The organism is Pseudomonas sp. DW-iso17 (assembly GCF_058725345.1).
Genome location: NZ_JBZXEA010000002.1, coordinates 1 through 24,163, shown reverse-complemented (window position 1 = coordinate 24,163; position 24,163 = coordinate 1). Strand labels below are relative to the sequence as shown.

Below are 24,163 nucleotides of genomic sequence, written 5' to 3'. Positions count from 1 at the left end.
AAAAAAATCACCTTTGGGGTTTGCTTCCGCGAAACACACTGTTATGATGCGCGCCGTTGGAGAGATGCCAGAGTGGCCGAATGGGACGGATTCGAAATCCGTTGTACCTTCACCGGTACCTAGGGTTCGAATCCCTATCTCTCCGCCATTACATAGAAAAAGCCCCGCAGCTGAATAAGCTGCGGGGCTTTTTCATTTCCAGTCTTTATCAGCGACTGCTTCAGGGATATTTTCCAGTCCTGCCTAACGCTGATCAAGGCGCTCAGACGCTTTGCGATAAGCCTGATCACGCTCACGTTTATCAACGGCGACCACGAACACCGCAATTTCCTGATCGATCACTTGATACACCAGCCTGTACCCGCTACTACGCAGTTTGATCTTGTAGCAGTCAGGCCGGCGATGTAGGCGATTAGCCTCAATACGTGGGTTGTTCAGGATTTCGACCAGCTTCTTTTTGAGTTGCTGACGGAGGGTGTCACCGAGCTTTTGTCATTCTTTCAATGCACGCGCATCAAAATCAAGGCTATAGGTCATCCAAAGAAACCCTTATGCGTTGAGGCGATGCAAGACGCTCACGTACGGTCGCCATCAAGGCTTCATCCTCTTCAGTCATCAGCACAGGCTTAAATGGCAACTGGCCGCGCTCGGCAACATATTGCAACGCCTGGCGTATCAGTTCGGAAGGGGTGACACCAAGTTTCTCCAGCTCCAGGTAGGCGCGAGTTTTCAAGTCGTCATCGATACGAATGTTGATAGATGCCAAGGGATAGCTCCTTGTGTAATGACGTTGGTCATTACATTGGAGCAATCGGGTTTCATTGGCAAGTTTGTCTGGACATACGGCAGTCGCTCTCATCTGTTGATCCTACTTTTTGGCCGTCGGCTTTGCCGGGCGCTTTTTATCGGTTTCTTTCACCGTTTCCCTTGGTCTTTTCTTCGCCTCTTGCTCGGTTACGTATTCACCTGTGACCGCATCGCGATATCTCGTTGGCATATCAGCACCCTTGACAGTATGTCGCCACGGCGGCGACTTTTTGAGACTAGCTCGCAGGCTTATGCACACAAGGTTCCCGGTGGAGATTCTGGTTACCAAGCTTTGCCGAAACAGGTGCTTACGTTGTGCAGGTTCGGCAGTTTTCGTGCAGGGTTGCGTTGGCTGGGGTTACATCATGAATAAGATCACCGCTGATTCTACCGAAGGGCATGCACGCAAAATCTTTTGCGTAGCCGATGATGTCGGCACCGAAGAAACCCTTATAAACGCCACCGAAACCCTCTCATCCGCCCTTCAATCCGCCTACCAATGCGCCGAAGATCCAGTCAGCACGCAGTCGCCCGTGATCATGGCCCTGGCTCAATTGATCGAGAACGCGCAAGCCTTGGTGGATGCTGTCCTTGAGCGTGATTTCCCCACGGCCAAATAAATACCTGCTCCCTGAAACGAAAAAGCCTGCTGAGCTCAATGCTCAGCAGGCTTTTTTGCGCCTACAACCCGGTCAGGCTGGCTGCGCCACCAGGCTATTACTCACCTTGCGTCCCAACACCAGCACGGTCGCAAATCCGAAACCCACCAACACCGTGGCCAGGCTCAACAACACCGAGCTGCCCATCTGGTCGACGATCCGCCCGCCAAAGAACGAGCCCAGGGCAATGATCACCTGAAACAGCGCCACAAACAGCGGCATGCCGCGTTCTACATCCTTGGGCGCCACGACGAACATCCAGATGCTCGCGCAGGCCGGGAAAGCCCCGAAGGCGAAGCCCCACAGGGCGATCAGCATCGCCGCGCCGGTCATGCCGGTGGCGAAGTAGGGGAACAGCGCGGTGCTGGTGCCGATCATCAGTGCGACCAGCAACAGGGTGTTGCGTACGCTGCGGTTGGCGGCAAAGCCGGCGAAGATATTGCCCAGCACCCCAGCCACGCCATACAGCAACAACAGCGAGCCAATCGTCGGTCCGTCGAAGCCGGAGCTGTGTTTAAAGAACGGTGCGACATAGGTGTATGCGGCAAAGTGTGCGAGACCGATCAGCAGCACGGCGATCAACCCGACCCGTGCTTGTGGGTTGATAAACAAAGCCGGCAGGTCACGGATCTGAATGGCTTTCTCCGGGGTGAGTCGCGGCAGCAGGAAGATCTGCGCCAGCAGTACCGGAATGCCCACCAACGCCGTGACCAGGAAGGTCATGCGCCAGCCCATCAGGCCGCTGAGCCATGTACCTACCGGCACGCCCAACACGGTGGCCAGGGTTACGCCCATCATGATGATCGAGGTGGCTTTCGCAACCCCCACGCCTTTGGGCGCCAGCCGCCCGCTGAGGGCAATGGCGGTGGCCCAGAAGCCGCCGATGCTGATGCCGAGCAATACGCGGCCGAACAGCAGTAGGCTGAAATCGGTGGCAAAGGTCACCACCGAGTTGGCGATGATCATCACCAGTGTCAGGCCAATCAGCAGGTAGCGACGGTCCATGGCGCCAATGCTGACCGACAGAAACGGCGCGGCGAGGGCGGCCATGATGCCGGGTAATGTGACCATCAATCCGGCGTGACCGGCACTGATACCCAGGTCGCTGGCGACGTCGTTGAGTACGCCCACCGGCAGGAATTCACTGGTCACCAGGGCAAAGGCACCCACGGCGACCGAAAGAATCGCCAGCCACTGCTGTTTGACGCTTTGTTGATTATGTTCGGGAAGGCCGTTAGAGGCCTGGCTCGCGCTTGGCATGGTGTGGGATTCCAAGGTGAAAGTCGCCTGAGGTCAGACGCAGGAGAGGGAAGCTGGGGGCGATTATAGGAATCAGTGTTGGCAATCGAGCAGGCGCTCGTTTCGATAGTAATCATCAGTGCTATCGATGTGAGGTTTTTGAAGAGTCCTCACTCAGCATCACAAACGAAAAAGCCCGAAGTTGAGTCAGCTCCGAGCTTTTCCGGTTATGACGATGTTTAAGGTGCAGGGGGGGAGTTTTATTTTAGCTAGCCAGCGCGTTCAGTACATGTACCGGGTCGTTATGGATAGCTTTCAACAACGCCTTTGCCGGCCCAGTAGGTTCGCGACGACCCTGCTCCCAGTTGCGCAACGTACCGAGCTGAACGTCAATCAGCGCTGCGAATTTAGCCTGGGTCAGCCCTGTTGCCTTACGGATCTCTTTAACTCGCATTGAGTCGACATGAAATTCACGGGATGGCTCCCGTTCTCCGCGCAGGATCTCGTTCATCTCTTGAACGCTTTCCATCAATTCATCAAAAAGTCGGCTCATAGCTATCTCCAGTGCTCAATCGCAGCCTTCAGTGACTTGCGTTCGTCGGCGCTCAAGTCCTGCTGTTCATTTTTGGGATAGATCATCAGTAAAACAATCTGTGATGCCGAGGCGAAGTGGTAATAGATCACACGTGCCCCGCCTCGTTTACCATGGCTCTTGGCTGCTACTCGTATTTTGCGGATACCGCCCGTACCCTCAATCACATCGCCTGCAGCGGGATTCACTACAAGCACGTTCTGAAAGGCCGTGTAGGCATCTTCGTCGATCAATTCTTTAACGCGACGTGTGAAGACCGATGTCTCAATGAAAATCATCGCTAATGTACGCCATTGGCTTAGTTCGCTGCAATCCTAGCCGTGCGCGCTTCGGTGCGCATCCGGTGAGTTGTAACTGCTTTTTGGCGCACTCGGATGCGGCCAATTATGTTCTGGCCAACCGCTCCAAAAGGCACTCAATAAACACCCCCTCCGCCCGACTCATCTTCTGCTCCCGGTTCCAAAGCACGTGAATATCCACATCCGCAATGCCCTCATCCGGCGGCAGCCGCCAGAGCAGCCCGTTCTGCACATCTTCGGCCACTACATGCACTGGCAGGCATCCCAGGCCATACCCGGCAATCACCAGGCGCCGCACTTCTTCCAGGCTGGATGACGACGCCACAATCCGCCCGCCGAACCCTTGCTGATCACGGAAAATAGTCAGCGGCGAGAGCATCCCGCCAATCTGGTCGCTGGTAAAGCTCACGAAATTTTCCGATTGCAGATCCCCTTCGACCAACCCTGTGCGTCCGAACAATGGGTGGTGTTTCCCACAAAAAAACGCATAACGCTGACGCAGAAACAGATGCTGTTCCAGGCGCGGTTGTGGCCGGCGGTTGAGGCTGAGCCCCAGGGTCGCGGTTTTTTCCAGCAGCGCGGCAACAATGTCGGAGCTGCGCATCACTTCGACCTCCAAGTCTACCCGTGGGTGCTCGCGATGAAAGCCTGCGAGAAAGTCATCGAAAGTGTCGGAATTAATCCGGCTGATCATCAGCAAGCGCACTTTGCCGATCACTTCATCACCCGGCTTTTGCAGGGCGTTGCTCATCTGCGAAACCTGGCCGTACATCTCCCCGGCAATGGCGAAGATCTGTTCACCCGCCTCGGTGAGTACGAAGCGCGGGCCACGGCGCAGGATGAGCTGGCAATCCAGCTGTTCTTCCAGGCGCTTGAGCGCCTGGCTGATCGCCGGTTGCGTCAGATGCAGGCGGGCAGCAGCGCGGCTGATGCTCAGTTCCTGGCCGATCACGCGGAAGGTGCGCAGCAGGTTCCAGTCCAGGCGGTCGTTGAGCAGGGGGTGAATATCGCGGCGGGATTCGGGCATGGCATCGCTCGATAATAAGCAGTTTTTATAATTAAGATAATAAATAGAAAATTGACTAATCATAGCCCCGGGCCGAAAAATCGGGCTTAACGAGCGCCACCAGAGCGCACTGGTTTGATCTTCTCCTGCCAAAAAAATAACCAAAGGAGCCAGCCCCATGAAGCCTTCTGCTTCGCCGCAGCCTCGCCGTGCCGCGGCCGCCGCCTTTATCGGCACCATGATCGAGTGGTACGACTTTTACATCTATGCCACCGCCGCCGCGCTGGTGTTCGGTCAGCTGTTCTTCCCTTCCGACGATAAACTGTTCAGCACCATGGCCGCCTTCGGCACCTTCGCCGTGGGCTTTTTCGCACGGCCGTTGGGCGGCATCGTGTTTGGCCATATCGGCGACCGCATCGGGCGCAAGAAGTCCCTGGTGATTACCCTCGTGATGATGGGCGTGGTGACGGTGTGCATCGGCCTGTTACCGACCTATGCGCAGATCGGCGCTGCCGCGCCAGTGCTGCTGATACTGTTGCGAGTGGTGCAGGGCATTGCGGTCGGCGGCGAGTGGGGTGGGGCGGTGTTGATGGCCGGGGAACATGCGCCAAAGGGGCGACGTAACTTCTTTGCATCTTTCGCGCAGTTGGGCAGCCCGGCCGGTTTGATTCTGTCCTTGCTGGCGTTCAGCGCCGTCACTCGTCTGCCGGAAGAAGACCTGCTCAGTTGGGGCTGGCGCCTGCCGTTCCTGGCCAGCGCCTTACTGCTAGTGGTCGGCCTGGCGATTCGCCTGGGTGTGAACGAGTCGCCGGAGTTCCTTGAAGACAAGGCCCTGGCGGAAAAGGCCCGTGCTATTAAAAAGGACCAAGCCCCCGTCCTCGAAGTGCTGAAGACCGCTTGGCGCCCGCTATTGCTGTGCATTGGCGCCAATACGTTGGGGATTGCCGGCGTGTATTTCACTAACACCTTCATGATTGCCTACAGCACTCAGCAATTGGACCTACCGCGATCGCTGATCCTGGAATGCCTGTTCTTCGTTGCCATTATCCAGTTCTGCGCTCAGCCATTGGCCGCCTGGGTGGCGGAGAAGGTCGGCGCTACGCGGTTCCTGTGCGCCATGTGTGTACTGGCAATGGCTTCGCCGTATCCGATGTTCGTCTTGGTCAGCAGCGGCCAGGCGCCCTTGATCATCCTCGGCATTGCCTTGGCGGTGGTGTGCATGGCGTCGTTCTACGCCGTCATCGCAGGTTTTGTCAGCGGCCTGTTTGAAACCCGTGTGCGCTACACCGCGATTTCCCTCGCCTACCAGGTATGCGGCGCGTTGGCCGGTGGTTTGACGCCGCTGATCGGCACCTGGCTGGCTCATCAATACCTGGGCCAATGGTGGCCGATGGCAGTGTTTTACAGCGTGATCGCGGCGGTCTCGTTGGTGTGCGTGCTGGCCTTGTCCCGCCGCCACGCCACGGCTCACCGCCTGGAAATGGCACACAGTTGAGGGAGTCAGTAATGTTGAAGATTAATGGCGAGCGCCTGTGGCATAGCCTGATGGACATGGCCGAGATCGGCGCGACGGCACGCGGTGGCAGCTGCCGTCTGGCATTGAGCGCTGAAGACAAGGCCGGTCGTGAGCTGTTCAGTCACTGGTGTACAGCCGCTGGCCTGACGTTGAGCGTGGACGCTATTGGCAACCTGTTCGCCCGCCGCGGCGGCACCGATAAGGACGCAGCCCCTGTGATGATGGGCAGCCACCTGGATACCCAGCCCGAAGGCGGACGCTTCGATGGGGTGTACGGTGTGTTGGCTGGCCTGGAGGTTATCCGCAGTCTCGACGACCATGGCATCCAGACGCGCAAGCCGTTGGAAATTGCAGTGTGGACCAACGAGGAGGGCGCCCGTTTCACGCCAGCGATGCTGGGCTCGGCGGTGTTCACCGGCACGCTCGCCCTGGATAAGGCACTGGCCACCGTTGATGTCGACGGTATCAGCGTGAACGAGGCGTTGCGCACCACCGGCTACAACGGTGAGCGCCCGTTGGGTGGCGCAGTGGATGCGTATTTCGAAGCGCATATCGAGCAAGGCCCGATTCTGGAAGACAACGCCAGCAGCATCGGCGTAGTCACCGGTGGTCAAGCGATTCGCTGGCTCGATGTACGGGTCGAAGGCATGGCCGCGCACGCCGGGACCACGCCGATGCCGTTGCGTAAAGATGCGCTGTACGGCGCGGCGAAAATGATCCAGGCCCTGGAAAACCTCGCTGCCGATTTTGCCCCGCAGGGCCTCACCACTGTGGGTGAACTGAGCATCGTCAAGTCGTCGCGCAACACTATTCCCGGCTTGCTCAATTTTACCGTCGACCTGCGCCATCACCGCGACGCCGACATCGACGCCATGGAGCAGCAAGTGCGTGCACGCCTGCAGGCTATCGCTGACCACCGTGGCCTGAGCGTCACCATCACGCCTCAATGGATCAGCCCAGCCACGCCGTTCGACGCCGAGTGCGTGGCTTGCGTGCAGGCTGCGGTGGACGTCTTGGGCTACAGCCAGCAGACCATCGTCAGCGGTGCCGGCCACGATGCGATTCACCTGGCGCGCTATTGTCCCACCGCCATGATCTTCATCCCCTGCGTTGGCGGCCTCAGCCACAACGAAGCCGAAGATGTCTTGCCCAACGATGTGCGCCAGGGCACCGATGTATTGCTCAACGCCGTCTTGAAACGCGCCGGGCATGTTCATTTCTAAAGGCCGACGCCGCACCCCTGTGGGAGCTGGCTTGCCTGCGATAGCGGACTGTCAGAGAACAATGTACTGCCTGATTCACCGCTATCGCAGGCAAGCCAGCTCCCACAGGTTCTGTGTTTATCCAGGAGCAACTCATGAAGACGTTTTTTCACCCCGAACAACTCCTGCATCACCCACGTAGTTACTACTCCCGCGGCCAGATGCGCACGCCCCAGGAGGTTCCCGAGCGCGCGCGCAACCTGTTGCTGGCTGCGCAAACCCTGGGCTTCGATATCCAGCAACCGGCCGACTACGGTCTGGATCCGTTGCTCGCCGTGCACGGCGGCGACTACCTGGCTTTTCTTCAAGAAGCTCACCAGCGCTGGAAAGAAATCCCCGAAGACTGGGGCGACGAAGTCATGTCCAACATCTTCGTGCGCGAACCCAATGCCTTGCGCGGCATCCTGGCCCAGGCGGCACGCTACCTGGCCGATGGCAGTTGCCCCATCGGTGAGTTGACCTGGCGCTCGGCTTATTGGTCAGCCCAAAGCGCCATCGCCGCAGCGGGAGACATCCTCGATGGCGCCCCTGCCGCCTACGCCTTGTGCCGGCCCCCGGGCCATCACGCCCGCTTCGATGCGGCCGGTGGCTTCTGTTACATCAACAATGCGGCCGTGGCTGCGCAAGCACTGCGCCAAGGTTTCCAGCGTGTCGCCGTGCTCGATGCCGATATGCATCACGGCCAAGGCATCCAGGAAATTTTCTACGACCGCGACGACGTGCTGTATGTGTCGATCCACGGCGACCCGACCAACTTCTATCCTGGCGTGGCAGGCTTTGCCGAGGAAAAAGGCGGTGGCGCCGGCGAGGGGTATAACCTCAACCTGCCGATGCCCCATGGTGCCAGCGAAGCGGTGTTCTTCGAAAAGCTGGAGCAGGCCCTGGCAGCGGTGAAGGACTTTTCGGCGGATGTGCTGGTGTTGTCACTGGGCTTCGATATCTACGAGCTGGACCCACAAAGCAAAGTCGCGGTGACGCGGGAAGGCTTTGCGCGGTTGGGAGCCCGCATCCGCGCGCTGGGGTTACCCTGCGTGATCGTGCAGGAAGGCGGGTATCACTTGGAAACGTTGGACAGTAATGCCCAGGCGTTTTTCGGTGCACCAACGGCGTGGAACGCGCTATCAGGCCCTTCGCTAAAGGGTGATTGAACGCTAAAAGCCTGCTGATCAGTTTTCAGCAGGCTTTTCAGCCCTTGTCGGGTGTTCGTTCTCATCTGCATGCAACAACGCCGTGTAGTCTTGCCCGCCGTAAAACACCCCCACTATCGATACCGTTTTGAAGTCAGGCTTCACCCTGAACGCAATAATGGTGCTGCGACGATAGTGAGTGATGCGCAAGTCTTTCAGCAGGTTGTCACGGTGCATGCCGCGCAAGGGAAACAGGGCAAGGCTTTCGCAGTAGCTGACAAGATTGTCGATAAAACGCACCGCTACAAGAGGGGAGCCCACATCGCTGATGTAGTCTTCGAGGGCATCGAGCTGCGCCAAGACCTCGGGCGAAAAAACTACCGAGTAGCTCACGCTTGCCCTGTGCCTTTGCCCCGTCGTCTGGCGGCCATATGTTCGCGGACCTGTTCTGGCGATAACCCAAGCTCAGGCTTCGCCTCAAGGGCGGTCGCTGCTGGGATGACTTCGTCTCTGAGCCAATCTTCCATGGCACGATCACGCGCCAGCAACGCCCGCAGGCCATCGCGAATCACTTCACTTTCGCTGGCATATTCGCCAGCAGCCACCTTGGCTTTGACCATGGCAGCCATTTCAAGGGGCAAGGTGATGCTCATTTGCTGGGTTGAGCGCATGGGGTTATCCGCCAGGGTTGAGTAGGATTCAATCCTACTCGACCATTGGCGCGATGCAAGAAGCAACTGATCGATGCCGATGCCCGGCGACTCGTCGTCCATCCAGAAGGGGTAGGTTTCCATGAGTTGCTACGTCTCCAGTTGTGTAGGTCAGGCCCCAAGTATTGACCCGTTTTGGCGATCGCGTGGCCGCAGGCGGCCGATAACTTGCTGATATGTATGACTTCATATGTGTAACAGGATGATCTCGGCAAACCGTCTCGGCATACATGGCGTCCCACCGGCTCCCATACGATAATGCTTGTCACCTCGACCACCTTTGGCCAGCCTCCCGTGATCATCAACTTCGACCTCAACGACCTCCAAGCCTTCCGCGCCGTGGTGGACAAGGGCAGTTTTCGTGGCGCTGCCGAGGCCATCCGTATCTCGCAACCGGCCCTCAGCCGGCGTATCGAAAAGCTCGAATCCGCGCTGGATGTAAAGCTGTTCGAACGCACCACGCGGCGGGTCAGCCTGACCATGGTCGGGCGTGCGTTTTTGCCCCAGGTGGAGCGAATGCTCGATGATCTGGACATCGCCTTGATGGGCATCAGCAACGTCGCGTCCACACGCATGGGCAACGTCACCATCGCCTGCGTGCCGTCTACCGCGTACTACTTCATGCCCCACGTGATCTCCGAATTCCATAAGCTGTACCCGAAGATTCGCCTGCGGGTGTTGGATGCCAGTGCCGGCGAGGTGTGCAATGCGGTGGCCAGCGGCGAGGCGGACTTTGGTGTGAGTTTCAGCGGCAGCCTGGCCGATGAGGTGGAATTCGAGTTGCTGTTGCAGGAGCGCTATGTGTTGGCCTGTCGGCGTGACCACCCGTTGGCTGAGCGTGACAGCGTGAGCTGGACCGAGGCCTATGAGCATGACTACATCGAGGTGGATAAGACGTCGGGCAACCGCTTCCTGCTCGACCAGGCCCTGCGAGGGGGGCGGGTGAAAAAGCCGAGTATCTGCGAGACGCACCACGTGACCACGATGATCGGGCTGGTGGAGGCAGGGTTGGGCGTAGCGATGGTGCCGTCGATTGCGATGCCGGCGCACACTCACCCGATTCTGGTCAGTGTGCCGCTGGTGGAGCCCCAGGTGCTGCGCAATGTGGGCTTGATCAAGCGCCGCGGGCGGACATTGCCACCGGCGGCGCTGGAGTTGGAGCGGTTGGTGCGGGAGATGCCGTTCCGGTCAGCGTGACACCGAGTCCAGGCCGGTGGATTGCACCTCTGGTTGGGCCTCGGGCGATGCCATGAACTGCAACAGCGCCTTGGCCTGCTCCGGGTGTTCGGCGTTTACCGGAATGCCCGCGGCAAAGCGCGTCACCGACTGCACGTCTTCCGGGATCTTGCCCACAAACGTTACACCCTTGACTGGCAACAGCTCCGCCACTTGTTGCAAGCCGACCTCGTAATCGCCCTTGGCCACCTGCTCGCCCACCGGCACGCGTTCGATCATGGTGCCCTTGGCCGGCATGCCGAGTTTCTTGAACAATTGCTTCTCGACATACACGCCGCTGGCGCTATCCGAATAGGCCACCGACTTGGCTTGGCTCAGCACAGCCTTGAGCTCGGCGTCGGTATTGATCGAAGGTTTGGCCGCACCTTCCTTCACCACCAGGCCGATCCGCGAGTCCGCCAATTCCACGCGGGAGGCGGGGTCGACTTTGCCTTGTTTGATCAATTCGTCCAGGGCATAGCCGACCATGATCACCACATCGGCGTGCTCGCCACGGGCCAGGCGGTTGGGAATCGCTTCCGGCGCCTTGCCCATGGACGGGCCAAGAATGGTCTCGAGGGTGTCACCACTTTGCTTGGCGTATTGCGGGCCGAGCAACTTATACGCGGCGGTGAAGCCGCCCGAGGTCATGACTTTGAGTTGCTCAGCCTGGGCGGCCAGCGCCAGGGTGCCGAGGACGACAGCGGTGAGGGTCTTGAACAGCGGCTTCATTGCGCGGCCTCCTGCAGGACTTGGCCACGGGTATTGGCGCGGCGATACAACGCCAGGGTCGAACACAATGCACACAGCGCGGCAAAGATCATCCAATACGCAGGTGAAGCCTTGTCTTCAGTGATGTGAATGAACCAGGTGGAGATCGCCGGGGTAAAGCCACCGAACACTGCTGTCGCCAGGCTGTAGGCCAGGGAAAAACCCGCCACACGCACTTCCACCGGCATGATTTCAGTCAACGCCGGGATCATCGCGCCGTTATACATGCCATACAGGAACGAGAACCACAGCAGGGTTTCCAGCATGTGCGCAAAGCTTGGTGCGTTGACCACGTAGGACAATGCCGGATAAGCCGTAAGGACAGTCAGCACTGTCATGGCAATCAGCACCGGTTTGCGGCCGAAGCGGTCGCTTAACGTGCCGCCGATTGGCAGCCAAAAGAAGTTCGAAATCGCGACCAGCAAGGTCACCAGCAGGGCGTCCGAGGTGCTCAGGTGCAACACGGTTTTGCCGAAGGTCGGTGCGTACACAGTGATCAGGTAGAACGCGGTGGTGGTCATGGCCACCATCAGCATGCCGCCGATGACCACGGTCCAGTTCTTCACCAGGGTCGCCATCACTTCACGCATGGTCGGGCGATGCTTGCGGTTGGCGAACTCTTCGGTTTCCTGCAGGTTGCGACGCAACACGAAGATAAACGGAATGATCACGCAACCGACGGCAAACGGAATACGCCAGCCCCAATCGGCCACCACCGCAGGTTCCATCCACACGTTCAGGCCATAACCCAGGGCCGCGGCGACGACGATGGAGATCTGTTGGCTGCCCGACTGCCAGCTGGTGTAGAAGCCTTTACGGCCCGGCGTAGCCATTTCGGACAGGTACACCGACACGCCACCCAGCTCCGCGCCGGCCGAGAAGCCTTGCAGGAGGCGCCCCAACAGCACCAGAAACGGTGCCCATAGGCCGATGGTCTGATAACTGGGCACCAGTACGATCAGCAGCGTACCGCTGGCCATGATCGACAAGGTCACGATCAAGCCTTTGCGACGGCCCACGTCGTCGATGTAGGCACCCAGAATGATCGCGCCCAATGGACGCATCAGGAAGCCAGCGCCGAACACGGCGAAGGTCATCATTAATGACGCAAACTCATTAGCGGCCGGGAAGAACGCGGCAGCGATATAGGTGGCATAGAAACCGAACAGAAAGAAGTCGAACTGTTCGAGGAAGTTGCCCGAAGTAACGCGCAATACAGCGCCTACTTTGGAGGGGGCAGCCGCAGGCCGGGAAGGGGTCGTCATGGTTTTGTGTCTCCAGCGTTCTTTTTAAAGTGCTTGTTTCGCTTAAGACTTGGGATAGTGGCTGACACATTTAGAAATGATAAGTGACTAATTTGGATGAATTGATGCGTATTTGCTATCAATCTGGGCCGGCTTCAAAACAGCCTGTTGTGTTCTATGCTTGAAGCTGTATCCAATTCTTATGGGCGCAGACCTTTATGGGGAACGAACAGAAGCAGCACCACGAGCCGGAGCGTGAAGAGCATCGGCAGAAGCCTGAAGAAGAAAAGCCGCAAACCTGGAAGCATCCGGACGACGGCACCGAGCTTTCCGAGCGTGACCAGGAGCGTCCGCTCAAACCCTGAGTAACAGGTCAAACGCGGTCAAATTGTGGGAGCGGGCTTGCCCGCGATGGCGGTGTGTCAGTCAACCAATGTGTGACTGACACACTGCATCGCGGCCAGGCCCGCTCCCACATGTCTATGTGCTCACGCTCATTGGCGGGAAATCATTTGACATATTTGATTTGTGATCACATATTGAGGCCATAACAACCACAACACAGGTTTTGCCTCATGACCGATGGTCCGCTCCTCCTGCCCACCTTGCGTCAGGTGTCCCGCGATACCTTGCAAGACCAGGTCTACCGCCAGATCCGCGAAGCGCTGATGAGTGGCCGTTTCCAGCCTGGCCAGAAACTCACCATCCGTGGCCTCGCCGAAGCGCTCGGCTCCAGCCCCATGCCGGTACGTGAAGCGTTGCAACGCCTGAGCGCCGAAAACGCCTTTGAAGTCACCGAAACTTCCCGCCTGCGAGTGCGTTTGATGACCGCCGAACGCTTGCGTGAAATTCGCGACACGCGGGTAGCCCTTGAAGGCTTGCTGGCGGAAAAAGCCGTGCTGCTCCTGCAAAAACACGACCTCGACGAAATCACCGATCTGTGCAACCAGATGCAACACGCCGCCGATGAGGTCGACGTATCCCGCTACCTGTGGACCAACTTCGCCTTTCACCGTCGCATTTATGCAGTGGCCCAGGCCGAATTGACCATGGCAGCGGTGGAGAATTTCTGGCTGCACATGGGGCCGTGTTTTGCCCTGGTCGCCCCCGATAAAGCCCACCTGCAACGTTCGATGGAAGCGCATACGCGCATCGTTGAAGCCCTGGCTGCCCGCGATGGCGCCGGCGCGCGGGCAGCGGTGACCGACGACATCATGCAGGCCGCCGATTCCCTGGCGCGCTTGCTCGTCAAAAACGACCGTGCGCGGTCGTCTGTATCAGGAGGTAAACGTGCATGAGTGTCCTACAACGGCTACAGCCTTATCCTGGGTTACGTGTGTTGATTTCCGGCGGGGCTGCCGGCATTGGTGAAGTGTTGGCCGCGGCCTATATGGAAGCCGGCGCCCAAGTGCATGTGTGTGATGTGAGCGAGCCGGCGCTGGCGGCGTTTCGGGATAAATACCCTGGCAGCGTCGCGACCCGCGCCGATGTCAGCGATGCCGCGCAGGTCGAGGCGGTATTCAAGGTGCAGCGCGAGCAGTTCGGCGGTTTGGACGTGTTGGTCAACAATGCCGGAATTGCGGGGCCTACGGGAGGTATCGACACCATCAGCGACGCCGAGTGGCAAGCCACCATCAACATCAATCTCACGGCCCAATACCGCTTTGCCCACCACGCAGTACCGCTGCTCAAGGAATCGTCCCACGGCCATTTGCTGCATATCGCCTCGGTGGCGGGGCGGCTAGGCTACGCGTGGCGTACGCCCTATGCGGCGACCAAATGGGCCATTGTCGGCCTGATGAAATCCTTGGCTTCGGAGTTGGGCGAGAGCGACATCCGCGTCAACGCCTTGCTGCCCGGCATTGTCGAAGGCCCGCGCATGGACGGTGTGATCCGCGCCCGCGCTGAGCAACTCGGCGTGCCCGAAGCTCAGATGCGCCAGGAATACCTCAACAAGATCTCCCTCAAGCGCATGGTCACCGCCGAAGACGTGGCTGCCATGGCCTTGTTCCTCTGTTCGCCCGCCGCACGCAACGTGACCGGCCAGGCGATCAGTGTCGACGGTAACGTCGAGTACCTGTAAGCCACGCAAGCACATATCGCGCTGCACCCAGGATTTTTTTCATAAGAATAAAAGTCGGAGAATCGTCATGCCCAAAAATCGCCCTGTCATCATTACCTGTGCTGTTACCGGCGCCATTCATACGCCGTCGATGTCACCGCATTTGCCCATCACCGCGCAGCAAATCGCCGACGCAGCCATCGGCGCCGCCCAAGCTGGCGCGGCCATTGTGCACTTGCATGCCCGTGACCCGATTGATGGGCGCCCTAGCCAGGACCCGGCGCTGTTCGCCGAATTTTTGCCGCAGATCAAGGCGGCCAGTGACGTGGTGATCAACATCACCACCGGCGGCGCGCCGACTATGGGCGTGGAGGAGCGCCTGCAACCGGTGATGCAGTTCAAGCCGGAATTGGCCTCGTTGAACATGGGGTCGATGAATTTCGGGCTGTACGAAATGCTCAACCGCTTTACCGAGTTCCAGCACGATTGGGAACGCCCGTATCTGGAAGAGAGCGACGACCGGATCTTTCGCAACACCTTCCGCGACATTGCCCACATCCTCAATGCCTGTGCCGATAACCGCACCCGCTTTGAAATCGAGTGCTACGACATCGGCCACCTCTACACCGCCGCGCATTTCCTGGAACGCGGCCTGCTCAAACCACCACTGTTTATCCAGTCGGTGTTTGGTCTGCGTGGCGGCATCGGTGGGCACCCGGAAGACCTGGCGCACATGCGGCGCACTGCTGACCGCCTGTTTGGCGATGACTACGTGTGGTCGATCCTCGGTGCCGGGCGTGGGCAGATCCCGCTGGCGACCATGGGCCTGTCCATGGGCAGCAACGCACGGGTGGGCCTGGAGGATTCGTTGTGGGACGGGCCGGGCAAGCTGGCGGCTTCGAATGCCGACCAGGTACGGCGCATTCGCACGGTGATCGAGGCTCTCGGCCACCGCGTCGCCACGCCCGATGAAGCGCGGGAAATCCTCGGGCTCAAGGGGCGTGACCAGGTCAATTTCTGATCCCGTTTATTTATCGACAAAAAGGCCGCGTCATGACGTGGCCGACATTCCCGCACAACAACAATAAGGGGATCACACCATGCGTATCGAAGTGCCCAAGCACGTCAAGACCGGTTCACCCCGTGAACCGCAGGCCCTCAACAGACTGATGTTTGCCAAGTTGATGCCACTGTTGATCATTGCCTACATTCTGAGCTTTCTGGATCGCACCAACATCGCCCTGGCCAAGCATCACCTGGACGTCGACCTGGGTATTTCTGCCGCCGCCTACGGGTTGGGCGCCGGACTGTTTTTCCTGACCTATGCACTGTCAGAAATCCCCAGCAACCTGATCATGCACAAGGTTGGAGCGCGGTTCTGGATCGCCCGCATCATGGTGACCTGGGGCCTGATCTCTGCGGCGATGGCGTTTGTGCAGGGCGAAACGTCGTTCTACGTATTGCGCCTGCTGCTGGGTATTGCCGAAGCCGGTTTATTTCCCGGTGTCATGCTGTACCTGACCTACTGGTTCAACCGCGAACAGCGGGCGCGCGCCACCGGGTATTTCCTGCTGGGCGTGTGCTTTGCCAACATCATCGGTGGCCCTGTGGGCGCGGCTTTGATGCGTATGGACGGTATGCTCGGCTGGCACGGCTGGCAGTGGATGTTCCTACTCGAAGGCCTGCCCGCCGTGGCGTTTGCCTGGGTGGTGTGGCGCAAGTTGCCGGACCGTCCGAGCAAGGCGCCGTGGCTGTCGGCCGAAGAAGCACGCGGTATTGAACAGCGTATCGCCCAGGAAACCGAGGAAGGTGCGGGGGCGGGCGGCCATGCGTTGAAAAACTGGCTGACGCCGCAAATCCTGCTGGCGATCTTTGTGTATTTTTGCCATCAGATCACCCTCTACACCGTGATCTTTTTCTTGCCGAGCATCATCAGCAAATACGGCGAGTTGAGCACCATGAGTGTCGGCCTGCTGACCTCGTTGCCGTGGATCGCGGCGGCACTGGGTGCGGTATTGATCCCGCGTTTTGCGACCACGCCCGGGCGTTGCCGCCGGCTGCTGGTCACTGGGTTGCTGACCATGGCATTGGGGCTGGGCATTGCGTCGGTGTCGGGGCCGGTGTTCAGCCTGTTGGGTTTTTGCCTGTCTGCAGTGATGTTTTTTGTGGTGCAGTCGATCGTGTTTCTCTACCCGGCCTCGCGCCTTAAAGGCGTGGCCTTGGCGGGAGGGCTGGGGTTTGTGAATGCGTGCGGGTTGTTGGGCGGCTTTGTCGGGCCGTCGGTGATGGGCGCCATTGAGATGAGCACGGGCAATGCCATGAACGGCTTGAAAGTCATTACCGTGGTGTTGGTGGTGGCTGCGTTGTCGGCTTTACGCCTGCGCCAGGGCCAGGAAGCGTCTCACACCAGCAACGAAGTGGGGAATCCGGAAGCCAGCACCAGGTAAACCAGCACCGCCGCCAGGCACAAGCCGACAAATGCGCGCAGCAGTGTCCTGGCGGTGGGGTGCACAATGAATTTGATGGCCCAGAGCAAAGCCCCGCTGAGCAGGACGCTTAAGGCGAAAATGACCAGCACAAGGGGGTACCTGCAACCTTCAAGACCTGATTTATAGTCCCAAACCCGTTTATTGAACAGTGCGCACATAGACGCAGCCCCGCAGCCTTCCTAAACTGCCGCTTGTCTTGGGCAAAGGGGCAGGCGCCGATGAATCGCAATGAATTACGCAAGGCCGACATCAACTTGATGGTGGTCTTCGAAGCACTGATGCTCGAGCGCAATGTGACGCGGGTGGCGGAGAAGCTGTTTCTCGGCCAACCGACCATCAGCTCGGCCCTCAACCGCCTGCGTACCCTGTTCAACGACCCACTGTTTATTCGTGTCGGCCATCGCATGGAGCCTACGGCGCGCGCCGAGGAGATCATCCAGCACCTGTCGCCAGCCCTGGACTCGCTGTCTTCGGCCCTGAGCCTGACCCATGATTTCGACCCGTCCATCAGCACCATGACTTTCCGCATCGGCCTGTCCGATGACGTGGAGTTCGGCCTGCTGCCACCCTTGCTGCGCGCCTTGCGCCAGGAGGCGCCGCAGGTGGTGTTTGTGGTGCAGCATGTGGATTACTGGCGCATTCCGGACCTGTTGGCTTCCGGCGATATTACCGTCGGCATCACCCAGACCCGCGGGCTGCCGGCCAATGCCAAGCGTAAGCTGTTGCGGCACATCCGCCCGTGCCTGCTGCGCGCCGATGCCTCGGACACACCGCTGACCCTCGACGAATATTGCGCACGGCCCCATGTGCTGGTGTCCCACACCGCCAACGTCGCCGGGTTTGCCGATGAGTGGCTGGCCGAGGTGGGCCGCAAACGCCATGTAGTGCTCTCGGTGCCGCAATACAGCTCGTTGCCGGCCTTGCTTGCCGGCACCGACATGATCGCCAGCCTGCCCGATTACACCGCCCAGGCCATGGCTGCCAGCGGGAACCTGTTCTGCGAGCCGTTCCCGTTCGAAACCCCGACTCTGGATTTGTCGATGGTGTGGCTCAGCCATGTCGACACCGACCCGGCGGAGCGCTGGATGCGCTCGCGGCTGGAGGCATTCATGAGTGATAGAGGGCTGGTGGCCAAGGCTTGAGGTGTTTTTCCGTGGTATATAGCTTGGCATCTTCCTACAAAAAACTCGGAGAAAAGCATGCCGCACCTGCACTTGGAACACACCGCCAACCTGACGCAACTGGACATCGACAAGGCCCTGTTGCGCCTTAACCATGCGTTGGTGGCCTCCGGTCAGTTCGGCGCCGAGTTCGACATCAAGAGCCGTGCGGTGGCGGTCGAGCGATTTCGGGTCGGCACTGGCCTGGGTGAGCGCGGTTTTGTCGCGGTGCGTCTGGCGTTATTGAGCGGGCGTTCACCGCAGATCAAGAAGCAGCTATCAGAAAGCCTGCTGGCGGTGCTTCAGGACCTGGGCCCGTGGCCCGAAGGTGTGCAGGTACAACTGAGTGTCGAGCTGCTGGATATTGATCGCGATTCCTACAGCAAAATCGCCATCGGCTGACTTCCACCATCGCCATCCAATTACAAAAGGCCCTGATCCGCACACACCTTCACCACTTGCTCCCGAAACCAGGTATTGGCGCTGTCCTGCCCACTGGTTTCGTTCCACTGCATATCCAGGGTGAACCCCGGCAAACCGTTAGGTGCTTCGCAAACACCGAATGCCGGCGCCGGTGCCAGTAACTTTTGCACGCGGCGGGGCAGGGTGACGATGAAGTCGGTGCCGGCAATCATCTTCAATGCCGCGCTGTAGCTGTTGGCCCGTGCAATCACCTGACGCTTGCGCGCCTGGCGCGCAAGCCAGCCGTCGATCATGTTGGTGTCGGAGGTCCAGGGTGTGGGGAATACGTGGCGCCGCTCAACGAAGGACTGCAGGCTGAACGCCTGTTCCCTCGGCGCTGAGCGTTGGTCGCACACGCAGACCAAGTCGTCCTCCAACAGCATCTGGGTCTTGAAGTCTTTGTGAGCGCGGTGAAAGTGCGGGCCGAAACAGATCACCAGGTCCAGGCGACCCTCACGCAGGTCGTCGGCGGGGATGTCGGTTTCCAGCTTCTGCACGTTGACGATCACCGGCAGGTCTGCATGGTCGAAACGCTTCAACAGGCGCGGCAGAATCAGCTGCTCGAAATATTCCGGCGCACACACATTGAAGGTCACGGCCTGTTGGGTCGGATCAAAAGCCTGGCCACCGGCATGGCACAGGTTGATGCTTTCCAGAATCTTCTGCACATGCTCGTACATGGTGGTGGCCTTGTACGTAGGACGCATGCCTGCGCGGGTGTTGATAAACAGCTCATCTTCAAAGCTGGTGCGCAGCTTCTTCAGGCTATAGCTCACGGTGGACTGGCTGACGAACAGCGTTTCAGACACCTCGGTAACGCTGCTCTGGTCGTAGACGGCGATAAACACCATCAAATCCTGCATATCGAGCTTTCTGAGCAAGTTACTGTTTAGCATCGGTTTCGTCCGTAAACCCTTTGTACCGAACTCAGTACAAGACTGAGCAAAATGTTAACGGAACGCTCGTACCAATAGAAAGCTCTGTAGGACCTTTCAATGTTTTGGGTGGGACAAAAAATGTTTTTAATACGACGTCAGCGGATATGGCGTGCGTAATGCGTCGGGTTGAAACGCATGACGATCAGCAGCATCAGCCCGCTCACAGCCATCAATGACCACCAGGCCCATTCGAAGCTGCCCAACTGGTCGCGGATCATGCCGGCGATCAGCGGCGACAGGCCGGCGATCAGATAACCGATGCCCTGCACAAACGCGGTAAGGCCACCGGCACGGCGCGGGTTGTCGAGGTGGTCCAGGGACAGGATCAGGCTCATCGGGAACAGGCCGCCAATCCCCAGGCCTAGCAGGCAGGGCCACAACAGGCTCCAATGTTGCGGGCTGAGGATTAGGCCGCAGAAACCCAGGATGATCAGCACCAGCAGCACCGCCACCACGCCGCGTTTATCCTGGCGGCGGTTGGCGATGGCCGGTGTGACCAGGCCGGAGATCACTTCCATGGCAGTCAAGAAACCCAGCAGCAAACCGGCATTTTGTTCACTCCAACCCTGCTCGACGTAGTACGGCGCCAGCCATGCCAGCACACAGGTGTAGGACGCGGTGCCGAGGCCAAAAAAGATCGCCAGCAACCAGGCGCGGCGATTGCTGAAAAAAGCCTCCTGGGGGCCCGAACCGGCGTGGGGTAAGGGCGGCAGGGCCGAACGCTGCGCATACCAGAACACCAGGGCCAACAACGCCAGCAGTGCCCAGATCGCCAGGCCGATACGCCAGCTGCCGGTCTGGGTTTGCACCAACGGCGAGAACGAAGCAGCCAGGGCCGCGCCGCCCATGATCGCGGTGACATACAGGCCCATGAATAACGAAACATTGGCGCTGAAACGCGACTTGATCAGCGCCGGCATCAACGCCTGGATCAGCGCAATGCCGACACCCGCCGCAATGGCACTCGCGATCAGCTCCAGTGCCGAATCCAGGAACAACCGCGACACAGTCGCCAGCCCAATCACCAGCAACGACACCACAATGCTGCGATGCTCGCCCACGCGCTTGGCCAGGCCCATGCCAAAGAACATCGCCAGGCCCATGGCCATGACTGGCAACATGGTCAGTAAGGCGGCGGTGCTGAAACTTAGCGGCACATCCGCACGAATCGACGCCAATAACGGCCCCACGGCCGCCATCGACGGACGCAAATTGAGGGCGACGAGCACCACGCTGATCATCAGCCATAGTGCGCAGGTGGATTTTGCCTGAACGTTTTCCATGGGCCTGCCTTGAATGCACAAGGGCGAATCAGGCCATGGAGTGTGTAGCGGGGCAAATCAGAAAGTCGCAGGGGCTATTGAAAAAATGCGGATGCGAAGTGGTGAGGTAAAAGCGCATTGGGCGTCGGCTGTCAGGCCGTCACGGGAGCAAGCTCCCTCGCCACAGGCCCAACTTAGCGGGATTACAGACTCGGCAACTCCCACCGCGCCTGGTCGATTTCAAGCAATGTGGGCCCCTGGCGATCAGCGGCGGCACGTAAAGCCGTGCGCAACCCTTCAATGCCATGGACGCTTTGTGCCGCGCAGCCCAGAGCCTTGGCCACACCGATAAAGTCCGGCGTGTAGATGTCCACACCCACCGGCTCGATGTCACGGTTGACCATGTACTTCTTGATCTCTTCATAACCCTGGTTATTCCACAACAGCACGATCACCGGTGTACGGGCCTCCACCGCGCTGGCCAGTTCCGGCAGGGTGAATTGCAAACCGCCGTCGCCGATCAGGCACACCACCGGTTGGCCATCGCCGCGCCCGAGCCAGGCCCCCATGGCGGCGGGCAGGGCATAACCCAGGGTGCCGTAACCGGTAGAGGCGTTGAACCAGCAGCGTGGGTGGTCGAGGTTCAGGGTCAGGTTGCCGCTGTACACCGGTTGAGTGGAGTCGCCCACGAACACTACGCCCGGCAGTTCCTCCAGAACGGCGTTGAGAAACCGGGTTTGCACGCGCGTCGCAGCGTCCCACGTAGGTTCCAGCTCGGCCCATAAACGGGCGACGCGTGCTGTGCCCCAGTCGGTAGTGCGCGGCGTCAGCGGCTGGCGGTTGATTTCGGTGAGCAGGGCCTGGGCGGCGATGCGTGCGTCGGCCACTAGTGCCACTTGGGGCGGGTAGTTGCGTACGGTCTGGTCCGGGTCAATATCGATGCGCAACAGCGCACCGGGAATGTTGAAACCACCGGCGAAGGTGACGTCGTAGTCGGTCTCTGCCAACTCGGTGCCGATCGCCAATACCACGTCAGCCTCAGCCACCAGGGCACGGGTGGCGGGCAGTGTTTGCGTGGAGCCGATCAGCAGCGGGTGCGCGGCCGGCAACATACCCTTGGCGTTGATGGTCAGGGCCACGGGCGCGCCGAGGGCTTCTGCGAGGCGGGTCAGTTCGGCGGCTGCGTCAATGGCGCCGCCACCGGCCAGGATCAGCGGGCGCTTGGCCGCAGCCAGCCTCTGGCTCATCTGCTGCACGGCCGCCGGTGCCGCGCCAGCGCGGGTGACGCTGACAGGCGTGCTACCCAGCAACGCGTCGGCATTTTCCACCAACACATCCAGGGGGATCTCGATATGCACCGGGCGCGGCCGACCGGCCTGGAACAACGCAAACGCCCGCGCCAGCACGGCGGGCAGTTCAGCCGCCGACATCAAGGTGTGGGAGAACGCCGCCACCCCGGCCACCAGCGCGCTCTGGTTCGGCAGCTCATGCAACTTGCCGCGCCCACCGCCCAGTTGGCTGCGTGACTGCACGCTGGATATCACCAGCATCGGGATCGAGTCGGCATAGGCCTGGCCCATGGCCGTGGTGATATTGGTCATGCCGGGGCCGGTGATGATAAAGCACACGCCGGGCTTGCCAGAGGTGCGCGCATAACCGTCGGCCATGAAGCCGGCGCCCTGTTCGTGGCGCGGGGTGACATGTCGAATGCTGGAGCGCGCCAAGCCCCGGTACAGCTCCACGGTATGTACGCCGGGAATGCCGAATACGTGGTCCACGCCGTAGCGTTCCAGGAGGTGCACCAATACTTCGCCGCAGGTCGCCATACAGGTCGCTCTTGTGATGGGGTCGAAGCGCTATTGGAGCGGTTGGCCGGTGGCGGCAACAATCGATAAAAAGTCATACTCGCCATGTCCTCCCGTCATGGCTGCGCCCCGATGAAACGCCTCCCACCGTTACCTGCGTTGCACACCTTCTGGGTCACAGCCCAGTGCTGCAACTTCACCCGTGCCGCCGAACACCTGCACATTACCCAGGGCGCGGTGAGTCGACAGGTGGCCGGGTTGGAAAGCCAGTTGGGCTATGCCTTGTTTCAGCGCCAGGCGCGTGGCTTGAGCCTGACGGAGGAGGGGCGCGAATGGCTGGCATGCGCGCAACAGGTGTTTGGCTTGCTCGCTGACGCGGTGGAGCACATCGGTGACCGGCGCCGCACCTTGCAGCTCAAAGCGTCCACCTGCGTGATGCGCTGGTTGTTGCCGCGCTTGCTGCAATGGCAAAAAGAACGCCCGGATGTGCCGGTGGAGCTCACCACGACGGTGGCCTATAACGTCGACTTTCGTCGTGAGCCGTTTGACGCGGCGGTGATCTACGGGCCCATCGCCGAGCAGTCGGCCGAGGCGCGGCATCTGTTCGACGAGCGTCTCACGCCGGTCTGCGTGCCTGGGTTGCTGGGCAGTTTGCGTACGCCGCAGGATTTGCAGCATCAGGTACTGTTGCACCCGACCCGAGACGAGCGCGATTGGACGTTGTGGCTCAAGGCTGCCAATGCCTGCTTGAGCGACCCCATCCAACGGCACCACTTCGAAACCTTGGACTTGGCAATGACCGTAGCGTCCCAGGGCTCCGGGGTGGCGATGGGCGACAGTGCGTTGATTGGCGAGGATCTGAGGGCGGGGCGGTTGGCGATGCCGTTTGAACTGCGGGTGTCGACGGGGATGGGGTATTTCCTGGTGTATCCGCCGGGGAAGGAACCGTCGGTTGGGTTGGTCGCGCTGATGGATTGGTTGGTGAGTGAGGCCAGTGTGGGATGACAGCCTACGCCTATCTACCTGACTCGCCGCGATCCAACTGTGGCTGGCTTGCCTGCGATGACGGCCTGAAAGCCGACACCTATCTACCTGACACCCCGACGATCCAGATGTGGGAGCTGGCTTGCCTGCGATGAGGGCCTGAAAGCCAACGCCTATCTACCAGACACCCCACGATCCAACTGTGGGAGCGGGCTTGCTCGCGAAGGCGGACTGACAGTCAACACAGTTGGATTGTGTACATATCCATTGCTGCGGTAACGGCCGCCTAGGGTTCCGCTCTGACAGCGGGTCACTTTGGAAAAGAGCCGGAATGCCGGCCCAGCCCAAAGTAACCAAAGGGCTCTTGCCCCACCACTCGGCACCTCGCCTAGGCTCGGTGTGCCCGTAATCCGCCAGTGATTTGGGGGGCCGCCGCCACGCGCCATCCATGGCGCGGGGCGGCTAAACCGGCATCCCTGCCGGTTTACCCCCCAAATCACTGTCGAATTCCGGCCAGCGTGGTTTAACGGGGCGCCTAAGATCAAGATCAAAAG

General features: G+C 59.8%; 26 protein-coding genes, 1 tRNA gene and 1 pseudogene. 14 read left to right on the top strand and 14 right to left on the bottom strand.

The features are described 5' to 3' along the window. Positions 1–58 precede the first annotated feature (58 nt). Positions 59–148 (top strand) — tRNA-Ser (locus tag AC4PS6_RS01365). A gap of 95 nt (positions 149–243) precedes the next feature. Here AC4PS6_RS01365 and AC4PS6_RS01360 read toward each other — a convergent pair. Together AC4PS6_RS01360 and AC4PS6_RS01355 are read right to left on the bottom strand one after the other, a co-directional pair. After that, positions 244–537, bottom strand: a pseudogene (locus tag AC4PS6_RS01360) (type II toxin-antitoxin system RelE family toxin). Next, entirely contained in the window at positions 527–766 is a 240-nt protein-coding gene (locus AC4PS6_RS01355) for a type II toxin-antitoxin system RelB/DinJ family antitoxin (RefSeq protein ID WP_103451386.1), read from the bottom strand. The pseudogene AC4PS6_RS01360 and the gene AC4PS6_RS01355 overlap by 11 nt, the downstream one beginning before the upstream one ends. A 406-nt stretch (positions 767–1,172) precedes the next feature. Here AC4PS6_RS01355 and AC4PS6_RS01350 point away from each other — a divergent pair, with 406 nt between their 5' ends. After that, positions 1,173–1,427, top strand: coding sequence for a DUF6124 family protein (locus AC4PS6_RS01350; RefSeq protein WP_019818461.1), 255 nt, complete (start codon positions 1,173–1,175; stop codon positions 1,425–1,427). 72 nt (positions 1,428–1,499) lie between these two features. Here the strand turns inward: AC4PS6_RS01350 and AC4PS6_RS01345 are convergent, their stop codons facing one another. The 4 genes from AC4PS6_RS01345 to AC4PS6_RS01330 form a co-directional block, all read right to left on the bottom strand. Next, positions 1,500–2,726, bottom strand: coding sequence for an MFS transporter (locus tag AC4PS6_RS01345; RefSeq protein ID WP_336826889.1), 1,227 nt, complete (start codon positions 2,724–2,726; stop codon positions 1,500–1,502). A gap of 244 nt (positions 2,727–2,970) precedes the next feature. Next, positions 2,971–3,258, bottom strand: coding sequence for a NadS family protein (gene nadS / locus AC4PS6_RS01340; protein WP_014717446.1), 288 nt, complete (start codon positions 3,256–3,258; stop codon positions 2,971–2,973). Between the two features lie 2 nt (positions 3,259–3,260). Beyond that, a complete protein-coding gene (locus tag AC4PS6_RS01335; protein WP_032903171.1) occupies positions 3,261–3,575 on the bottom strand; it encodes a type II toxin-antitoxin system RelE/ParE family toxin in 315 nt (104 codons plus the stop codon). Between the two features lie 106 nt (positions 3,576–3,681). After that, positions 3,682–4,623, bottom strand: coding sequence for a LysR family transcriptional regulator (locus tag AC4PS6_RS01330; protein WP_014717448.1), 942 nt, complete (start codon positions 4,621–4,623; stop codon positions 3,682–3,684). 157 nt (positions 4,624–4,780) lie between these two features. Between AC4PS6_RS01330 and AC4PS6_RS01325 the strand changes: the two genes are divergently transcribed. The 3 genes from AC4PS6_RS01325 (at position 4,781) to AC4PS6_RS01315 (ending at position 8,528) form a co-directional block, all read left to right on the top strand. Then, the gene (locus AC4PS6_RS01325) at positions 4,781–6,097 is read left to right on the top strand and encodes an MFS transporter (RefSeq protein ID WP_058410350.1); all 1,317 of its coding nucleotides are present in this window, start codon (positions 4,781–4,783) and stop codon (positions 6,095–6,097) included. An 11-nt stretch (positions 6,098–6,108) separates the two neighbouring features. After that, positions 6,109–7,341 (top strand): Zn-dependent hydrolase, encoded by a 1,233-nt coding sequence (locus tag AC4PS6_RS01320; RefSeq protein ID WP_336826890.1) that lies wholly within the window; start codon positions 6,109–6,111, stop codon positions 7,339–7,341. A 134-nt stretch (positions 7,342–7,475) separates the two neighbouring features. Then, on the top strand, positions 7,476–8,528 hold the full coding sequence (locus tag AC4PS6_RS01315; RefSeq protein ID WP_019818455.1) for a histone deacetylase family protein: 1,053 nt from the start codon (positions 7,476–7,478) through the stop codon (positions 8,526–8,528). An 18-nt stretch (positions 8,529–8,546) separates the two neighbouring features. Here the strand turns inward: AC4PS6_RS01315 and AC4PS6_RS01310 are convergent, their stop codons facing one another. Both AC4PS6_RS01310 and AC4PS6_RS01305 read right to left on the bottom strand, forming a co-directional pair. Continuing rightward, positions 8,547–8,900, bottom strand: coding sequence for a type II toxin-antitoxin system RelE/ParE family toxin (locus AC4PS6_RS01310; protein ID WP_014717452.1), 354 nt, complete (start codon positions 8,898–8,900; stop codon positions 8,547–8,549). Further along, positions 8,897–9,301 carry a ribbon-helix-helix domain-containing protein gene (locus tag AC4PS6_RS01305; RefSeq protein ID WP_014717453.1) on the bottom strand — a complete coding sequence of 135 codons (405 nt, stop codon included), beginning with the start codon at positions 9,299–9,301 and terminating at the stop codon, positions 8,897–8,899. Before AC4PS6_RS01305 ends, AC4PS6_RS01310 begins: the two co-directional genes overlap by 4 nt. A 210-nt stretch (positions 9,302–9,511) precedes the next feature. Here AC4PS6_RS01305 and AC4PS6_RS01300 point away from each other — a divergent pair, with 210 nt between their 5' ends. Continuing rightward, on the top strand, positions 9,512–10,414 hold the full coding sequence (locus tag AC4PS6_RS01300) for a LysR family transcriptional regulator (RefSeq protein WP_201915678.1): 903 nt from the start codon (positions 9,512–9,514) through the stop codon (positions 10,412–10,414). On the opposite strand, the gene AC4PS6_RS01295 is transcribed toward AC4PS6_RS01300, so the two are convergent. Both AC4PS6_RS01295 and AC4PS6_RS01290 read right to left on the bottom strand, forming a co-directional pair. After that, positions 10,406–11,164, bottom strand: coding sequence for a substrate-binding domain-containing protein (locus AC4PS6_RS01295; RefSeq protein ID WP_032903168.1), 759 nt, complete (start codon positions 11,162–11,164; stop codon positions 10,406–10,408). The two genes, AC4PS6_RS01300 and AC4PS6_RS01295, sit on opposite strands and share 9 nt — an antisense overlap. After that, positions 11,161–12,468, bottom strand: coding sequence for an MFS transporter (locus AC4PS6_RS01290; protein ID WP_014717456.1), 1,308 nt, complete (start codon positions 12,466–12,468; stop codon positions 11,161–11,163). The genes AC4PS6_RS01295 and AC4PS6_RS01290 overlap by 4 nt, the downstream gene beginning before the upstream one ends. A 197-nt stretch (positions 12,469–12,665) precedes the next feature. On the opposite strand from AC4PS6_RS01290, the gene AC4PS6_RS01285 reads away from it, so the two are divergent. The 5 genes from AC4PS6_RS01285 (at position 12,666) to AC4PS6_RS01265 (ending at position 16,956) form a co-directional block, all read left to right on the top strand. After that, positions 12,666–12,812 (top strand): hypothetical protein, encoded by a 147-nt coding sequence (locus AC4PS6_RS01285; RefSeq protein ID WP_014717457.1) that lies wholly within the window; start codon positions 12,666–12,668, stop codon positions 12,810–12,812. A gap of 210 nt (positions 12,813–13,022) precedes the next feature. After that, positions 13,023–13,745, top strand: a complete 723-nt coding sequence (locus tag AC4PS6_RS01280) for a GntR family transcriptional regulator (RefSeq protein WP_014717458.1) — start codon at positions 13,023–13,025, stop codon at positions 13,743–13,745. Next, on the top strand, positions 13,742–14,530 hold the full coding sequence (locus tag AC4PS6_RS01275) for an SDR family oxidoreductase (RefSeq protein WP_014717459.1): 789 nt from the start codon (positions 13,742–13,744) through the stop codon (positions 14,528–14,530). Before AC4PS6_RS01280 ends, AC4PS6_RS01275 begins: the two co-directional genes overlap by 4 nt. Before the next feature lie 67 nt (positions 14,531–14,597). Beyond that, positions 14,598–15,530 (top strand): 3,5-dioxohexanoate:acetyl-CoA acetone transferase, encoded by a 933-nt coding sequence (gene kce, locus AC4PS6_RS01270; RefSeq protein ID WP_019818448.1) that lies wholly within the window; start codon positions 14,598–14,600, stop codon positions 15,528–15,530. A gap of 79 nt (positions 15,531–15,609) precedes the next feature. Beyond that, on the top strand, positions 15,610–16,956 hold the full coding sequence (locus tag AC4PS6_RS01265) for an MFS transporter (protein WP_019818444.1): 1,347 nt from the start codon (positions 15,610–15,612) through the stop codon (positions 16,954–16,956). Here the strand turns inward: AC4PS6_RS01265 and AC4PS6_RS01260 are convergent. Beyond that, positions 16,911–17,087 carry a hypothetical protein gene (locus AC4PS6_RS01260; protein WP_155766211.1) on the bottom strand — a complete coding sequence of 59 codons (177 nt, stop codon included), beginning with the start codon at positions 17,085–17,087 and terminating at the stop codon, positions 16,911–16,913. The genes AC4PS6_RS01265 and AC4PS6_RS01260 overlap by 46 nt on opposite strands. A gap of 129 nt (positions 17,088–17,216) precedes the next feature. Between AC4PS6_RS01260 and AC4PS6_RS01255 the strand changes: the two genes are divergently transcribed. Further along, positions 17,217–18,140 (top strand): LysR substrate-binding domain-containing protein, encoded by a 924-nt coding sequence (locus tag AC4PS6_RS01255; protein WP_014717462.1) that lies wholly within the window; start codon positions 17,217–17,219, stop codon positions 18,138–18,140. A gap of 57 nt (positions 18,141–18,197) precedes the next feature. Next, on the top strand, positions 18,198–18,560 hold the full coding sequence (locus tag AC4PS6_RS01250; RefSeq protein WP_014717463.1) for a 5-carboxymethyl-2-hydroxymuconate Delta-isomerase: 363 nt from the start codon (positions 18,198–18,200) through the stop codon (positions 18,558–18,560). Positions 18,561–18,580: 20 nt separating this feature from the next. On the opposite strand, the gene AC4PS6_RS01245 is transcribed toward AC4PS6_RS01250, so the two are convergent. The 3 genes from AC4PS6_RS01245 to AC4PS6_RS01235 all read right to left on the bottom strand — a co-directional run bounded on the left by AC4PS6_RS01245 (position 18,581) and on the right by AC4PS6_RS01235 (position 22,646). After that, positions 18,581–19,516: a LysR family transcriptional regulator gene (locus AC4PS6_RS01245; protein ID WP_014717464.1), complete on the bottom strand. Its 936-nt coding sequence runs from the start codon at positions 19,514–19,516 to the stop codon at positions 18,581–18,583. 137 nt (positions 19,517–19,653) lie between these two features. Next, the gene (locus tag AC4PS6_RS01240) at positions 19,654–20,841 is read right to left on the bottom strand and encodes a cyanate transporter (protein WP_020301047.1); all 1,188 of its coding nucleotides are present in this window, start codon (positions 20,839–20,841) and stop codon (positions 19,654–19,656) included. Positions 20,842–21,023: 182 nt separating this feature from the next. Next, a complete protein-coding gene (locus tag AC4PS6_RS01235; protein WP_020301048.1) occupies positions 21,024–22,646 on the bottom strand; it encodes a 5-guanidino-2-oxopentanoate decarboxylase in 1,623 nt (540 codons plus the stop codon). A gap of 111 nt (positions 22,647–22,757) precedes the next feature. Between AC4PS6_RS01235 and AC4PS6_RS01230 the strand changes: the two genes are divergently transcribed. Further along, positions 22,758–23,630, top strand: a complete 873-nt coding sequence (locus tag AC4PS6_RS01230; RefSeq protein WP_020301049.1) for a LysR substrate-binding domain-containing protein — start codon at positions 22,758–22,760, stop codon at positions 23,628–23,630. Positions 23,631–24,163: the final 533 nt, after the last annotated feature.